Here is a 16014-nt window from a genome sequence, read left to right as displayed (position 1 = left end):
CCGGTGGCCTGCCCCGCGGGCGCGATGCGCGGGGATCAGGCCACGACCTCGCCGACCGCGTCCGATATCAGTGCAAGGCACGCATCCGTCGAAAACCGGTGATCGGCATCCTTGACCAGCGTCAGCCGGATGTCCTTGCCCGTGGCGTGGTTCAGCAGGTCCAGCGCCCATTGCACCGGCACATCCTCATCCGCCGTACCTTGCAACAGCCGCACCGGGAAGGGCAGCGGCAGCGCCTGCCCCATGACCAGATGGTCGCGGCCATCCTCGATCAGGCGGCGGGTGATGACATAGGGATCGGGTCCATATTCGCTTGGCAGTTCCAACCGGCCCTTGTCCAGCAACTCGGCCCGCGCGGTCGCGTCGAACCCCGCCCAGAAGCCCTGCTCGGTGAAATCGGGCGCCGCCGCGATGGTGACCAGTCCGGCGACCCGCTGCGGCATCGCGCGCGCCAGCAGCAGGCTGATCCATCCACCCATGCTGGACCCGACCAGAACCTGCGGCCCCTGCGTCAGCGTCGTCAGGACCGAGGCCGCATCCGCGAACCAGTCACCGATTGCGCCTTCCTCGAACAGGCCGCTGCTGTCGCCGTGACCGGAATAGTCAAAACGCAGGAAGGCCCGGCCCTGACGGCGGGCCCAGTCTTCCAGATACAGCGCCTTGGTGCCCTGCATGTCGGATTTGAACCCACCCAGAAACACGATGCCGGGGCCTTTGCCTTCGGTCCGGCGATAGGCGATGCGCCGACCCTGCGGCGTATCCAGATATTCGGTCATGCGCTTACCTCATCCAATCCATATGCAATCCATGCCCCCGCAAAAGAGGCCAGGGCGAATACCGCTATCACCCATAGCGGGCCAAGGGCAGCCAGCCCCGCCGACAGTGCCCCCGCGGCCAGCAACACAAGGCCGACGACAAGGTTCGACACCGCCGTATAGCTGGCGCGCTGATCTTCGGGGGCCATGTCCACCAGATAGGTCGACCGCCCTTGCCTGACCCCGTGATACGCGATCATCAGGCCGAACAGAACCGCCGGAATCGCCCAGATGCTGCCTGCAAGACCCATCCATGCCAGACCCAACGCGATGGCCAGCGCGACGCCCCCCGCCAGCCCCGCCCCGATCAGAACCTGCCGGGCCGATCTGTCCGACAGCCGTCCCCAGACATAGGACGACAGCAGCGACGCCAGCGCAGATGCCAGAACCAGCAGGCCCAATTGCCTCTCGTTGCCGTCCTGCCCCGCGCCGATCAGCAACAGATAGGGTGGCGCCAGCGCGGTCCCCACAAGGGCCGCCCGCGCCGCGACGAAACGGCCCAGTTGCGCATCCGAGCGCAACAGCGACAGTTGCGACAACGCCTGGCCGCCGGTCATCACGCCCTGACGCGGCTGCGCCTGTTCCCGCAGCGTGGCAAAGATCGCACCGCCCAGAACCCAGAACGCGCCCGCCAGCATGATCGCGGCGATCACCAGAACCTCGCGCGGCAATCCGCCCCACAGCAGCACGACCGCAAACAGGATCACCCCACCCGAGGCGATGCTGCTGGCCAGACCCGTGGCCGTGCCGCGCCGCGACTTGCCGACCGTCTTGCCCAGCACATCCTTGTAGGATGCCGAACAGGCCGACCGTGCCAGCGCCAGAACCGCCAGCAGGCCGACGATCACCGCACCCGCGACGACGCCTTGCAGGGTCAGCGCGACCAGACCGATGCCGATCGCGGCCAGCCCCTGCGCCACCGACCCGACCGCCCAGACCCATTTGCGGCGCGGAAAGGCACCGATGGCACCTGCGGTGAACAGTTGCGGCAACAGCGATCCGGCCTCGCGCACCGGCACCAGAAGCCCCGTCAAGGCAGCCCCCGCCCCCAGATGCGTCATCAGCCAGGTCAGCACAAGTTTCGGATCGATCAGCCCATCGGCCAGCTTCGATCCCGCAAGGCTGGCGACATGGCGCAGGAAATTTCCCGGTTCGGCCCTGCGGGCATCGGGGTCCAGACCGCCCGCCTGTTGCGGATCGTCGACCAGCTTTTCAAACAGTTCTTCCTCGATATCCATTCCGCCTCGCGCATGCTGGGTGTTGTTTATCTTGACAGTTTTTCCGCCGGGGTCCATCTGGTCCCCAACCATAACCCGCAGCCGGGCGTTCCGTGGGCGCCAAACCGACGAGGAGGACGTGATGTCCCAGATCTCTCTCACCTTTCCCGATGGCAATTCGCGCGACTACGACGCAGGCGTGACCGCCGCGCAGGTGGCCGAAAGCATCGCCCCCAGCCTGGCCAAGCGCGCGATCAGCGCCAGCCTCGATGGCAAGCATATCGACCTGGCCTGGCCGATCACCGCAAGCGGCGCGATCGCGATCCACACGCTCAAGGACGAGGAGCAGGCGCTGGAACTGATCCGCCACGATTTCGCCCATGTCATGGCCCGCGCCGTGCAGGAAATCTGGCCGGATGTGAAGGTCACCATCGGGCCGGTCCGCGACCACGGCTGGTTCTACGATTTCGACCGGGCCGAGCCCTTCACCCCCGAGGATCTGGGCCAGATCGAGGCGAAGATGAAACAGATCATCAACGCCCGCGAACCCGTCCGCACCGAGGTCTGGGACCGCGCCCGCGCCGTCGCGCATTACGAGGCCGCGAACGAGCCGTTCAAGGTGGAACTGATCGACCGCATCCCCGAAGGCGAGGATCTGCGGATGTACTGGCATGGCGACTGGCAGGACCTGTGCCGCGGTCCGCATCTGCAGAACACCGGCCAGCTGCCCGCCGATGCCTTCAAGCTGACCCATATCGCGGGCGCCTACTGGCTGGGCGATGCGACGCGCCCGATGCTGCAGCGCATCTATGGCGTGGCCTTCCGCAACAAGGACGACCTGAAGGCGCATCTGCACATGCTGGAAGAGGCCGCCAAGCGCGACCACCGCAAGCTGGGCCGCGAGATGGACCTGTTCCACATGCAGGAAGAGGCGCCGGGCCAGATCTTCTGGCATCCGAACGGCTGGAACATCTATACCACGCTGCAGGATTACATGCGCCGCAAGCAGCGCGCCGACGGCTATGTCGAGGTGAACACCCCGCAGGTCGTCAGCCGCAAGCTGTGGGAGGAATCCGGCCACTGGGAGAATTATCAGGAGAACATGTTCATCGTCGAGGTCGACGAGGATCACGCGCGGACCAAAACGATCAACGCGCTGAAGCCGATGAACTGCCCCTGCCACGTGCAGATCTTCAATCACGGCCTGAAATCCTATCGCGACCTGCCGCTGCGCATGGCCGAATTCGGGTCCTGCAACCGCTATGAACCCTCGGGCGCGTTGCACGGCATCATGCGCGTGCGCGGCTTCACGCAGGACGACGCGCATATCTTCTGCACCGAGGACCAGATCGAGGCCGAGACGAAGAAATTCATCGAGTTCCTGGCCGGCATCTATGCCGATCTGGGCTTCACGGGCTGGCGGATCAAGCTGTCCACGCGCCCCGAAAAGCGCATCGGCTCCGACGAAAGCTGGGACCGGGTCGAGGCGGCCCTGGGCAATGCGTGCCAGGCCGCGGGCTATGACTTCACGATCTTCCCGGGCGAAGGCGCGTTCTACGGGCCCAAGCTGGAATTCGTGCTGACCGACGCCATCGGCCGCGACTGGCAATGCGGCACGCTGCAGGTGGACCCGAACCTGCCCGAACGTCTGGACGCCGAATATGTCGGCCAGGACGGGCACAAGCACCGCCCGATCATGCTGCATCGCGCGGTTCTGGGCAGCTTTGAACGTTTCATCGGCATCCTGATCGAGAACAGCGCCGGTAAGCTGCCCTTCTGGCTGGCCCCGCGTCAGGTTGTGGTGGCATCCATCGTCTCGGACGCCGATGATTACGTACATGAGGTCGTTTCGGCGCTTCAGGCCGCCGGCATCCGCGCCGAGGCCGATACCCGGAACGAAAAGATCAATTACAAGGTCCGCGAGCATTCCGTCGCCAAGGTTCCGGCGATTCTGGCCATCGGCATGAAAGAGGTCGAAAGCCGCAGCGTCTCGATGCGGCGTCTGGATCAGCAGGGCAGCCGCACCCTGTCTCTGGACGAGGTGATCGCCCAACTCGCCGATGAGGCGACTGCCCCGGACCTGCGCTAGGGGTCGAATACGGCGGGATCTGGCCTGATGCCAGCCGCGAGGGGGTTTGTTCATACGATATTTGCAAGCGGGACTGCTTTCCCGCTTGCTTTTTCGCGCGATTCGTTCATCCTCCGAACCGCGTGAGCGACAAGAACTTTCCACCGCCTCCCTCGACGGGCAGCCGGCAAGACTGAAAGCGCTGCTGCACGGCCCGTGGCAATCTCGCTGCGGGAAATTATCGAAGGAGATACGGTTATGGCGACCGGAACGGTTAAATGGTTCAACGCCACCAAAGGTTTTGGTTTCATCGCACCCGATGAAGGCGGCAAGGATGTGTTCGTGCACATCTCGGCCGTGGAACGCGCCGGGCTGACCGGACTGCAGGACAATCAGAAGATTGCCTATGAACTGCAGTCGGGTCGCGACGGTCGTGCGTCGGCTGCCGATCTGAAGCTGCTCTGATAGCTTCACCCCAAGAAAGACAGGAACGGCCCGTTTGCGCGGGCCGTTTTTCTTTGCCTATACCCTTGGCAGCGACACCGACCCGAGGATGCGATGAACCTTGCCGAACATGTCCTGCGCGCGGGGGCCGGAACGCCTGACAAGCTGGCGCTGTCGGTCGTCGGGCTGGCCCGTGCCGAACGCTGGTCCTATGCCCGCCTGATCGCCGCGGTGCGTGGCACCGCGACCGGATTGCAGCAGGCAGGCCTGCGCCCGGGCGATCGTCTGTTGATGCGGTTGGGCAATACGCCGCAATTCCCCGTGGCCTATCTGGGGGCGATTGTGGCGGGCATCGTGCCGATTCCCACATCCGCGCAGCTGACCGGCCCGGAAATCACCCATATCGCGTCCCAGACCGACCCCGCGATGATCGTCGCGGGCCGGGATATCGCCCTGCCGGACCATCCCGCACCCGTGATCGCGGATACACAGCTTGCCGCCTTTGCTACGCTGCCAGCCGCGCCGTTTCAGGACGGCGATCCCGACCGGCTGGCCTATATCGTCTATACCTCGGGCAGTTCGGGCCAGCCCCGTGCCGTGATGCACGCCCACCGCACGATCCTGGCCCGGCAGATGATGTTCCAGGGCTGGTACGATCTGCGCCCGGGCGATCGGATGATGCATGCGGGCGCGTTCAACTGGACCTTCACGCTGGGAACCGGGCTGCTGGATCCCTGGACCCTGGGGGCGACGGCGCTGATCCCGTCGGCGGCGACCACGCTGGAACAGATCCCGCTGCTGGCGGGGCGGCATGGTGCGACGATTCTTGCCGGGGCACCCGGTGTCTTTCGCCGTATGCTGCGCGCCGACCGGGCGCCGATCCGCAGCCTGCGCCACGGCCTTGCGGCGGGCGAACGTCTGGACCCTGCCCTGCGCCGCGACTGGGCCACCCGCACCGGCACCGATCTGCACGAGGCGATGGGCGCATCGGAAATATCGACCTTCATTTCGGGCAGCCCGTCGCGCCCCGCACCCAAAGGCTGCGCAGGCTTTGCCCAACAGGGCCGCCGCGTGGCGATCCTGACGGATGACGGTCGGCACTGCGCCTGCGACATGCCCGGCGCGCTTGCCGTTCACCGCGACGATCCGGGGTTATTTCTTGGCTATCTGGATCAGCCGCAGGACACCGCCGCGCGTTTCCGCGGCGACTGGTTCCTGACCGGCGACATGGCCCGCATCGACGAACATGGCGCAATCACCGTGCTGGGGCGCGGCGACGATATCATGAATGCCGGTGGCTATCGGGTCGCCCCACCGGAGGTCGAGGAAACCTTGTCCCGCCACCCCGACGCGGGCGAGGTCGCGGTCACCGAACTGCCGCTTGGACAGGGGCGCAGCATCATCGCCGCCTTCTGGACGGGCACGGCGGAGGCGCAGGATTTGCGGGCGCTGGCCGAATCCGCGCTGGCCCGATACAAGCAGCCCCGCGACTATATCCCGCTTGCCAGCCTGCCCCGCACCGCGACCGGCAAGATCAACCGCCGCGCCCTGCGCGAAACCTACCGCAAGGACCTGCCATGACCCGCCTGGACATTTTCGCCGATCCCGTCTGCCCGTGGTGCCTGATCGGCAAGGTCGAACTGGATCGCGCACTTGAAAGCCGCCCCGACCATCCTTTCGCGATCACCTGGCACCCGTTTCGCCTGAACCCGCAGATGCCGCGCGACGGGATGCCACGCGTCGACTACCTGAAGGCCAAGTTCGGTGACCGCGCCGAAGAGGCCGCCCGCGGCGTCGCCCAACGCGCGGCCGAACTGGGGCTGGACCTGAATGTCAGCCCGACCCAGTCCGATACCACGGACGCCCATCGCCTGATGCATTGGGCGGGTCTGGAAGGCGCGCAGACCCGTGTGATGTCGGGCCTGCTGCGGGCCTTCTGGTACGATGCGCTGGATATCGGCAATCACCAGACACTGGTCAAGATCGCCGGCAATGCCGGACTGGACCGTGATATGATCGCGCGTCTGCTGGAAACCGACGCCGATCTGGATCAGGTCACCAGCCGCGAAATGCACGCCCGCGAACGTGGCATCAATGCGGTCCCGACCTTCATCATCGCCGATGCCCATGCCGTCAGCGGCGCCCAGCCCGCCGTGCTGTGGCAGAAGGTCATCGACGACCTTTCCGCGACGTCATGAACCATATCTTGCAATTTCTGCAAAATCCGGGCATGGCGTAACCCTGCCTCAAGGATCGCGCGATGTCCGAGACTGCCCTTCACGGCGCCCCGACCATGCGTCGGCTGCCGATGCCCGAATTCATTGCAATGCTGGCCTTTCTATTCGCCACCATTGCGTTTTCCATCGATGCGATGCTTCCCGCATTGCCGCAGATCGCGGCCGAACTGACCCCCGATGACATCAACCGCGCGCAACTGATCCTGACCGCCTTTGTCGGCGGCATGGGGCTGGGCACGCTGTTCGCGGGGCCGATCTCGGACGCAATCGGCCGCAAGCGCGCGATCACGCTTGGCTTTGCGATCTATTTCCTCGCCGCGCTCGCCGCCCTTTTCGCCCACTCGATCGAGATGCTGCTGATCGCCCGCTTCATCCAGGGCCTCGGCGCGGCCGGACCGCGCATCGCGGGACTGGCACTTGTCCGCGACCTCTATGCCGGACGCGAGATGGCCAGGATCACCAGCTTCGTGATGATGGTCTTCATCATCATCCCGGCGCTGGCCCCCTCCATCGGGGCAGGCATGATCTGGCTGGCCGGATGGCAGGGCGTTTTCATCGGATTTCTGGCCTTCGCCTGCATCGGCGCCGCCTGGCTGAACCTGCGCCAGGCCGAAACCCTGCCGCCCGAACGCCGCCGCCCGCTGCGCCTTTCCCCCCTGACCGAGGCCGCGCGCGAAGTGCTGACCAACCGCCATGTCATGCTGTGCACCTTGATCCTGACGCTTGGCTTCGGGCAGATGTTCGGCCTGCTGTCCTCGGCCCAGCAACTTTTCGGCGAAGCCTATGGCAAGGGCGAGGCCTTCCCGATCTGGTTCGCCGCCATGGCGCTTCTGTCAGGATCGGGGACGATCCTGAACGCGACCTTCGTGACCCGCTTTGGCATGCGGCGGATCGCGAAATGGGCCTATATCATGCAAAGCTGCGTCAGCGCGACGATGCTGATCCTGCTGACGACCGATCTGCTGCCTCCGGGCCTGCGTTTTCCGGCCTTTTTCGCCTGGTGTGTCAGCGTATTCTTCATGGCAGGCGTCACCTTCGGCAACCTGAACGCGCTGGCGCTACAGCGGGTCGGTCACATCGCGGGCATGGCCGCGTCGATCGTTTCGGCGATCTCGACGGTGCTGGCGGTGGCCATCGCGGCCCCGGTGGGACTGCTTTATAACGGCACGGCCATTCCGGTCGTCACGGCCACGCTGATCTGTTCAGCCATCGCCTGGTTCATGATGCGCTTCCTGACCGACTAGAACCACATCCGCCCCGCGCGACTGGCCCGCGACCAGTTCGGCATTGGCCAGATCGTTTTGCAGATGCGCCGCGATCTCGGCGTCGCTCTTGCCCAATCCCGCCCACCGCGCCGTCAGACGCCGCCGCAGCTCTGCCGGCGGAACGTCCAGAAACACACGCAGATCATATGACACCGCATTCCACGGCGCATGGTCCAGCAGCAGGTAATTCCCCTCGATCACGACGATCCGATCCTGCGGCAGAACCGCGCCCGCGCCCGCCAGGGATATCTCGCGCGACCGGTCGAATACCGGATAGAACACCTCTTGCGCCTCATCGGCCAGACGCGCCGCCAACGCGGCGAAACCCTGCGAATCGAATGTGTTGACCGCCCCCTTGCGCGCCCGCAACCCGCGCCCGTCCAGGATCCGGTCATCCAGATGAAACCCGTCCATCGGAACCACGACCGCGTCAGCCAAACGCGCCACCAAAGCCTCGGCCAGCGTCGACTTCCCCGATCCCGGCGCCCCCGCGACGGCAACCAGAACCCGCGCCCCCGGCAGCTCCTCGATCCGCCGGATCAGGGCTTGCCCTTCTTCTTTGTCGAAATACCCCGGGGGGAGTCCGCAGGACGGGGGGCAGCGCCCCCCTTCCCTCACGCTCATGCCGCGACGCCCTCGGGCAGTTTGGCGCCCGTCATATAGGCCACCGCATCCGACATGCTGTGTTCCTTGGGGTTGATGACGCATAGCCGCTTGCCAAGACGGTGGATATGGATGCGGTCGGCCACCTCGAACACATGCGGCATGTTGTGGCTGATCAGCACGATCGGAATACCGCGCGATCTGACGTCCAGGATCAGATCCAGCACGCGACGGCTTTCCTTCACCCCCAACGCTGCGGTGGGTTCGTCCAGAATGATCACCCGGCTGCCGAAGGCTGCGGCGCGGGCCACGGCCACGCCCTGACGCTGACCGCCCGACAAGGTTTCGACGGGCTGGCTGATATTCTGGATCGTCATCAGTCCTAGTTCCGTCAGCTTGTCGCGGGCGAACTTGTCCATCGCGGGCTTGTCCAGCATCCCGAACCACTTGCCCATGACACCGGGTTTGCGGATTTCGCGGCCCATGAACATATTGTCCGATATCGACAGGGCGGGCGACAGGGCAAGCGTCTGGTAGACCGTCTCGATCCCGGCCTTGCGTGCCTCAAGCGGGCTGGCAAAGCTGACGGGCTGGCCGTCCAGCCGAATCTCGCCCTCGTCGGGCTGAACGGCACCGGAAATCGCCTTGATCAGGCTGGACTTCCCGGCCCCGTTATCGCCGATCACGGCCAGGATCTCACCGGGGTAAAGGTCGAAATCCGCGTGATCCAGCGCCGTGACACGGCCATAACGCTTGACCAGATTGCGGGCAGTCAAAAGCGGCTGGGTCATGACGAAATCTTTCTGATCCATTGGTCCACGGCGACGGCGACGATGATCAGCCAGCCGGTCGCGAACAGTTGCCACAGGACATCCACACCGGCCAGGCGCAGACCCGAATTGAAGACGCCCACGATCAGCGCCCCGATCAGCGGCCCCAGAATAGAGCCGCGCCCCCCGAACAGGGATATCCCGCCGATCACCACGGCAGTGATGGATTCAAGGTTCGATTCAAAGAACGACGTCGGACTGACCGAACCGACACGCCCGATCGAGGACCAGGCCGCCAGCGCACAGATCACGCCTGCGATCATATAGACCGACATCAGAACGCGCTTGGTCTGGATCCCCGCCAGCGCCGCGGATTCGGGATCGTCACCCACGGCATAGACCCGACGCCCCCAGGCTGTCTTGTTCAGCGCATACCACAGCACCGCAAAGACCAGCAGCATCAGCACCACGCCCCAGGTCAGAACCGCACCGCCCAGATTGAACCGCTCGCCGAACAGCTTCAGCAGCGGCGCCTCGGCATCAAGCGTCTGGCTGCGGATCGTCTCGCGCCCCGACAGGTAGTAATTCAGCGCCAGAAAGATGTTCCAGGTCCCCAGCGTGGTGATGAAGGGCGGCAGCTTCAATCGCGTGACCAGCAGGCCGTTCAGCCCCCCCGTCAACGCCCCGCAGCCCAGGCCCAGCAGGATCGCGATCGGCACCGGAATACCGAAATTCACCGCCAGCTGCCCCATGATGACCGAAATCATCACCATCACCGCGCCGACGGACAGATCGATCCCGGCCGTCAGGATGACCAGCGACTGCGCCGCCGCCAGCGTGCCGACCACGGCAACCTGCTGCATGATCAGCGACAAGTTGAAGGCCGAGAAGAAATTGGGTGAGATCAGCCCGAAGGCGATCAGCGACAGCACCAGCACGATGACAGGCACCATCGTGGGAAAGCGATGCAGAAAATGCTGCAGCCGGGCCAATGCCCCGCGCGAGTGGTGCTCGAAACTGGCGACCGACTCGTTGGGATTGCGCTCGACCACGGGATCAGGGGCGTCCGACATGGGCCTCTTTGTCCTCGTGTTGAATTTGGAAAGGGTGTGGCGACGCGCCGGGGGACGCGCGTCGCCGATCTTGTTCGCCGATCAGGGGGAACAAGTGGGGGCGGGGATCACCCCCAGCATTGGTCCAGGCCGTCCTCGACGCTAATCGAGTCGACGCCCTCGACCGCTTCTCCGGCAACAAGATTGACGCCGGTATCGGTAAAGTTCAGGCCTTCGGTCGTTTCAGGCTTGGTGCCATCCTTGGCGAACGCGGCGATCGCCTCGATGCCCATCGACGCCATTTTCAGCGGATATTGCTGCGAGGTGGCCCCGATCACGCCTTCCTGGACGTTCTGGACGCCGGGGCAGCCGCCATCGACCGACACGATCAGCGCATCGTTCTCCTTGCCAAAGGATTTCAGCGCCTCATAGGCCCCGGCGGCAGCCGGTTCATTGATGGTGTAGACAAGATTGATGTTGGGGTCTTTCTGCATCAGGGCTTCCATCGCTTGACGCCCCCCCTCTTCATTGCCCGAGGTGACTTCGTGGCCGACGATGCGGGCATCGTCCTCGTCACCGATCACGGCGGCGTCCTTGGTGTCGATGCCGAAACCGTCCATGAACCCCTGATCGCGCAGCACATCGACCGATGGCGCGCTGGCCGAAAGGTCAAGGAAGGCGATCCGGGCATCGGCGGCACCATCGCCCATCTTGGCCTTGGCCCAAGCCCCGATCAGACGACCGGCTTCGAAATTGTCGGTGGCAAAGGTCGCATCCGCGGCGTCGATCGGGTCCAGCGGCGTATCCAGTGCGATCACCAGAATGCCCTGTTCCTGCGCCTGCTTGACGGAATCGACGATGGCCTTGGTGTCCGAGGCGGTGATGAGGATGCCCTTGGCCCCTGCGGCGATGCAGCTTTCGAATGCCTGCTGCTGGGTTTCGTGATCGCCGTCGATCTTGCCGGCAAAGGTCATCAGCTCGACGCCAAGCTCCTCGGCCTTGGCGGTCGCGCCCTCCTTCATCTTCACGAAGAACGGGTTGATATCCGTCTTGGTGATCAGACAGGCCTTGACCGGCTCTTGCGCCGAGGCAAATCCCGCACCAAGGGCCAGCACCGAGGCGGCCAATGACAGACGGACTGCGGACGTTGCTTTCATGTAATTCATCTCCTCCACCACAAGCGGGTTCCTCGGCCCGCCTTGTCTCAAGGAAGCCTCAGAAGTTTTCACTTGTCAATAACTCACTTTGATTGATTAATGTGAGCAGGAGGAACGTTTACATGGCGAAAGATCGGTTGACGGCAGAGTTGCTCAGTCAGAATGAACGGCAGATCCTTTCGCTGATCCGTCGCCAGGGCCCCTTGCCGCGCGCCGCCTTGGCACAGGCAACCGGGCTGTCGGCACAGGCCATAACGAATATCAGCAGGAAACTGATTGCAAACGGTTTTCTTGTAGAAGGCGATCTGGTTCGCGGGCGCGTCGGCCAGCCGACAACCCCGCTGACGCTGGCCCCGAATGGCGCGTTCTTCCTTGGGTTGAAACTGGGCCGTCGGCTGGTCGAACTGGCCCTGGTGGATTTTACCGGACAGGTCCGCCTGCACCGACAGGAAATTCACGCCTTTCCTCAACCGGATCGAATTTTGACCTTCGCACGGCATGGAATCGCCACATTCCTTGCCGCATTGCCCGCCGATCAACGGTCGCGAATCGCCGGTCTGGGCATCGCGACCCCGTTCAAGCTGTGGGATTGGGGTCAGGACATGGCCGATTGGCACGGGCGCGACCTGAAGCGGGATCTGGCCGCCGACCTGCCCTTTCCGGTCTTTCTGGAAAATGACGCGACCACAGCTTGCGGGGCGGAACTCGTGTTCGGCACGCTGAAGCTGCCGCGCGATTTCCTGCATATCTATGTCGCGCATTTCGCCGGGGGCGGCATCGTGCTGGACGGTCGTCTGCGGATGGGCCCACAACGCAACGCGGGTGCGCTGGGATCCATGCCGATACCCAGCGGCGGGCAGTTGCTGGATCAGGCCTCGGTATCGTCGCTGGAACACCGTCTGGGCCGCGACCTGCCCCCTGACGATATGGGCTGGGACGTGCCCGAGCAGATCGAACAGGAATGGGCGGAAGAGGCTGGCAGGGCGCTGGCTTTCGTTGCCATGTCGGCGGTCGCCCTGGTGGACCTGCCCTTGCTGGTGCTGGACGGTGCCGTTCCGCATGCCACGCGGGAACGGTTGATCCACGAAACGCGGCGGGCCATCGCCGCGATGCCCGCCGCCGGGATCGAGCGACCCGAGGTCGCCGCGGGCAGCATGGGCCGCACCGCACGCGTTCTGGGCGCGGCCACCCTGCCCCTGTCGCATTTCTTCCAACCCGGCGGGCAACTGGGCTAGGTCACGCGCACCATCCTGCCCCTTCGCGCCTCAAACGCCGCGCATGTGCCGATCCATCGCCTGACGCAATGCGCGCACCCGATCAGCCGAGGTCTGCGCCCGTTCGCCCGCGATCCGCAGCCTGCCGACCGGGGCGGGATCGGCCATGACCAGGCTACAGGACCCGTGCAGGTCCTGTGCCCCGGCGGTCAGCAGACGGGCGGCGTTCTCGGCCTCGACCCCGCCGCCAGCCATGATCTCGATACGCCCTGCGGCCCGCTGCACCATCCGTGTTATGTTCGCGGCGCCGTCAACGGCCGTCTCCGCGCCACCCGAGGTCAGCACCCGGCAGTATCCGCAATCGATTGCCGTCTGCAGCGCCTCGTCCTGATCCGGGGTCACGTCGATGGCACGGTGCAGGACCATCGGCAGATCACCGGCGGCCATGGCCACGCGCCCGATCGCCGCGACATCCAGCCGCCCGTCGGCACCGGTCGCGCCAAAGACGATCCCCGCCAAGCCAAAGCGCCGCACCGCCGCCACATCCTGCAGCGCGGCGGCCATTTCCCCGGCGTCATACAGGAAGCCACCGGGCCGCGGTCGGATCATCGCAAAGACCGGCAACCCGCAATCCGCCGCCGCCGCCATCAGACCCGGCGCAGGCGTCAGGCCACCAAGGGCCAGCGCGGCGCATAGCTCGATCCGGTCGGCCCCACCCTCGATGGCGGCCTGCAACCCCGCCGGATCATCGACACAGACTTCCAGAACTGGTGATTTGGCGACCATATCGGCAACAACCCTTGTTCGATATCCGCGGCAGTCAAGCGCGGCTGCCTTGTCTTGTCACAGATTTCCTTATCCAAACCAACAGGATGATGCAGCCTGTTTGGATTTGACAAGCCCCCCGCCGATCACAAGGATATGCCGCATTGCATTCACGCAGGATCGGTGATGCAACCCCACCGAACGATCAAGCTGCCCAGAACACCGACAGGCCATGACCACCGCAACCAGACCCGACATCGAACCCTCTGCCACGTCGCGGCCCGCCCGCAGTGCGTCCTTGGCCCGAGCGTGGGCATGATCTGCGGCGGGATCGACCTTGGCGGCACCAAGATCGAGGCGCGGCTGTTCGATGCCGCGATGGTGACCGTTCGGACGCGCCGCATCCCGACGCCCGGATCGGATTTCGACAGCTTTATCGCCGCATTGACGGATCAGATATTGTGGTTGCAGGGACAGGCAGATGACGCCGCCTTGCCGGTCGCCATTTCGATCGCGGGGGTGATCGATCCGCAGACAGGCCTTGCGACCGCCGCCAATATCCCTGTCAGCGGCCGGAATATCGGTGCCGCGCTGAAAGAAGGCCTGGGCCGCGATCTGCCCCTGATCAACGACTGCATGGCCTTCACCTATTCCGAGGCTTGTGGCGGGGCTGGCGACGGAGCGGAATCGGTCTTGGGCCTGATCCTGGGCACGGGGGTGGGTGCCGGTCTGGTCCAGAACGGCAGGTTCCCCCCACGCCATGCCGGCCTTGCGGTCGAGATCGGGCATCTGGGCGTGCCGGCCCGTGCATTGGCCCGTCACGACCTGCCCTTGTGGGATTGCGGCTGCGGGCGGACCGGCTGTTATGAAAACTATGTTTCCGGCACGGGACTGACGCGGCTTGCCGAATGGGCGGGATCCGCGGTGACCGACCCTGCTTCCATCGCCGCCTCGGACGACCCGAAAGCCCGGCGCGTCATGCAGATCTGGGCCGATCTGACCGGCGAGATGCTGTATACCGCACAGATCATGCTGGATCCGGCGGTGATCGTGCTGGGTGGCGGGCTGTCGAACATTCCCGATATCGACAGCAGGCTTTCTGCCGCGCTGAGCCGTCTGCGGCTGGCAGGCGCGCGCCTGCCCCAAATCCGTCCCGCCCGTCATGGCGACAGCGGTGGCGCACGCGGGGCCGCGCTGATGGCGCGGGCGGGGCTTGTATGACCTGCCCGTTCCGAACCATCTGGCGGCCTTGGGCACCCTGTTTCGAAAGCCTGCCATGCTGATTTCCGCAGACCGCATCTGGATCGACGGCCAATTGCAGACTGGCCTTGCCATCGAAACCGACGGGATCACCGTGACGGATCTGCGCCCGCGTGGCCGTGACCGGGCCGACCTGAACGTTCCGCTGCTGATGCCCGGCTGCACCGATTTGCAGGTGAATGGCGGCGGCGGTGTCCTGCTGAACACCGACCCGACGGTTGCGGGGATCGAGGCGATTGCCGCCGCCCATCGCCGGCTGGGCACCGTGTCGATCCTGCCCACGCTGATCACCGACGCGCCCGAGGTGATGGAGGCCGCCGCCAGCGCCGTCATCGCCGCGATGGGCCGTCCCGGCATCGCCGGCATCCATCTGGAAGGTCCGCATCTGGCCCCCGAAAAGCGCGGCACCCATGATGCGCGCCATATCCGCCCGCTGGACGGTCGCACGATGACGGTGCTGCAACGGCTTCGCGATGCGGATGTGCCGGTGCTGTTGACGCTTGCGCCGGAACTGGCTGCGCCCGACCTGCTGCGCAGGGCGGCGCGGATGGGGGTCGTGCTGTCGGCGGGTCACAGCATGGCCAACGCCGATCAGGCGCGGCAGGCCATGGCCGATGGGGTCACCATGTTCACCCATCTTTACAACGCCATGCCGCAGATGAACTCGCGCGATCCGGGCATGGTGGCCGCCGCAATCCTGTCCGATGCCTATTGCGGCATGATCACCGACGGCATCCATGTCAGCGCCGACATGCTGGCCCTGACGCTGGCTGCCCGGCCCCGCAAGGACCGCTGCTTCATCGTGTCCGACGCCATGCCCACCGTCGGCGGGCCGGATCGCTTTCAGCTTTACGGCCAACAGATCCGGGTTCGTGACGGCGCCCTGATCAATGCCGAAGGATCGCTGGCCGGGGCGCATATCGACATGCTGGAAAGCCTGCGCCGCCTGATCGCGATGACGCCCGCGACCTTGGAACAGGCCATCGCGATGGCAACCGACATTCCGCGTCAGGCGATGGGACTGCATCCGCTTCGGATCGCCATCGGCACGCCGCTTGCGGACCTGATCGCACTGGATCGGGATCTGCACCTGACGCCGCTGATCTAGGGCCACTCAGCCAGCCGGACAGCGGATGCCATGACAAAA

15 protein-coding genes are annotated in these 16014 nt (G+C 65.1%); 8 read left to right on the top strand and 7 right to left on the bottom strand.

The window, feature by feature from the left end:
- Positions 1-35: 35 nt before the first annotated feature.
- Together BMX67_RS04870 and BMX67_RS04865 are read right to left on the bottom strand one after the other, a co-directional pair.
- Positions 36-776 (bottom strand): alpha/beta hydrolase, encoded by a 741-nt coding sequence (locus tag BMX67_RS04870; protein ID WP_090732975.1) that lies wholly within the window; start codon positions 774-776, stop codon positions 36-38.
- Entirely contained in the window at positions 773-2053 is a 1281-nt protein-coding gene (locus BMX67_RS04865) for an MFS transporter (protein WP_090732973.1), read from the bottom strand. Before BMX67_RS04865 ends, BMX67_RS04870 begins: the two co-directional genes overlap by 4 nt.
- Positions 2054-2174: 121 nt before the next feature.
- Between BMX67_RS04865 and thrS the strand changes: the two genes are divergently transcribed.
- The 5 genes from thrS (at position 2175) to BMX67_RS04840 (ending at position 8025) form a co-directional block, all read left to right on the top strand.
- On the top strand, positions 2175-4121 hold the full coding sequence (thrS, locus tag BMX67_RS04860) for a threonine--tRNA ligase (protein WP_090732972.1): 1947 nt from the start codon (positions 2175-2177) through the stop codon (positions 4119-4121).
- A gap of 237 nt (positions 4122-4358) precedes the next feature.
- Positions 4359-4565: a cold-shock protein gene (locus BMX67_RS04855; RefSeq protein WP_090732970.1), complete on the top strand. Its 207-nt coding sequence runs from the start codon at positions 4359-4361 to the stop codon at positions 4563-4565.
- 93 nt (positions 4566-4658) lie between these two features.
- Positions 4659-6125 carry a class I adenylate-forming enzyme family protein gene (locus tag BMX67_RS04850; protein WP_090732968.1) on the top strand — a complete coding sequence of 489 codons (1467 nt, stop codon included), beginning with the start codon at positions 4659-4661 and terminating at the stop codon, positions 6123-6125.
- Entirely contained in the window at positions 6122-6742 is a 621-nt protein-coding gene (locus BMX67_RS04845) for a DsbA family oxidoreductase (RefSeq protein ID WP_090732967.1), read from the top strand. Before BMX67_RS04850 ends, BMX67_RS04845 begins: the two co-directional genes overlap by 4 nt.
- 62 nt (positions 6743-6804) lie before the next feature.
- Positions 6805-8025 (top strand): multidrug effflux MFS transporter, encoded by a 1221-nt coding sequence (locus tag BMX67_RS04840; protein WP_245739194.1) that lies wholly within the window; start codon positions 6805-6807, stop codon positions 8023-8025.
- Here the strand turns inward: BMX67_RS04840 and BMX67_RS04835 are convergent.
- From BMX67_RS04835 to BMX67_RS04820, 4 genes are all read right to left on the bottom strand, one after another.
- Positions 7984-8670: an AAA family ATPase gene (locus BMX67_RS04835; protein WP_090732965.1), complete on the bottom strand. Its 687-nt coding sequence runs from the start codon at positions 8668-8670 to the stop codon at positions 7984-7986. The two genes, BMX67_RS04840 and BMX67_RS04835, sit on opposite strands and share 42 nt — an antisense overlap.
- On the bottom strand, positions 8667-9440 hold the full coding sequence (locus BMX67_RS04830) for an ATP-binding cassette domain-containing protein (protein ID WP_175479818.1): 774 nt from the start codon (positions 9438-9440) through the stop codon (positions 8667-8669). Before BMX67_RS04830 ends, BMX67_RS04835 begins: the two co-directional genes overlap by 4 nt.
- A complete protein-coding gene (locus tag BMX67_RS04825; protein ID WP_090732962.1) occupies positions 9437-10492 on the bottom strand; it encodes an ABC transporter permease in 1056 nt (351 codons plus the stop codon). The genes BMX67_RS04830 and BMX67_RS04825 overlap by 4 nt, the downstream gene beginning before the upstream one ends.
- Before the next feature lie 107 nt (positions 10493-10599).
- Entirely contained in the window at positions 10600-11628 is a 1029-nt protein-coding gene (locus BMX67_RS04820) for a sugar ABC transporter substrate-binding protein (protein ID WP_090733493.1), read from the bottom strand.
- A 122-nt stretch (positions 11629-11750) separates the two neighbouring features.
- Here BMX67_RS04820 and BMX67_RS04815 point away from each other — a divergent pair, with 122 nt between their 5' ends.
- A complete protein-coding gene (locus BMX67_RS04815) occupies positions 11751-12863 on the top strand; it encodes an ROK family transcriptional regulator (RefSeq protein WP_090732961.1) in 1113 nt (370 codons plus the stop codon).
- 30 nt (positions 12864-12893) lie between these two features.
- Here BMX67_RS04815 and BMX67_RS04810 read toward each other — a convergent pair whose 3' ends face one another.
- Positions 12894-13628 carry a copper homeostasis protein CutC gene (locus tag BMX67_RS04810; RefSeq protein ID WP_090732959.1) on the bottom strand — a complete coding sequence of 245 codons (735 nt, stop codon included), beginning with the start codon at positions 13626-13628 and terminating at the stop codon, positions 12894-12896.
- Between the two features lie 165 nt (positions 13629-13793).
- Here BMX67_RS04810 and BMX67_RS04805 point away from each other — a divergent pair, with 165 nt between their 5' ends.
- Together BMX67_RS04805 and BMX67_RS04800 are read left to right on the top strand one after the other, a co-directional pair.
- Positions 13794-14828: an ROK family protein gene (locus BMX67_RS04805; protein WP_245739192.1), complete on the top strand. Its 1035-nt coding sequence runs from the start codon at positions 13794-13796 to the stop codon at positions 14826-14828.
- Between the two features lie 55 nt (positions 14829-14883).
- Positions 14884-15975 (top strand): N-acetylglucosamine-6-phosphate deacetylase, encoded by a 1092-nt coding sequence (locus BMX67_RS04800; RefSeq protein WP_090733492.1) that lies wholly within the window; start codon positions 14884-14886, stop codon positions 15973-15975.
- Positions 15976-16014: the final 39 nt, after the last annotated feature.

The sequence above is a fragment of the Paracoccus homiensis genome, from assembly GCF_900111675.1.
Lineage (GTDB): Bacteria > Pseudomonadota > Alphaproteobacteria > Rhodobacterales > Rhodobacteraceae > Paracoccus > Paracoccus homiensis.
The sequence above is the reverse complement of the archived record's forward strand: the minus strand, read 5'-3'. Positions and strand labels throughout refer to the sequence as shown.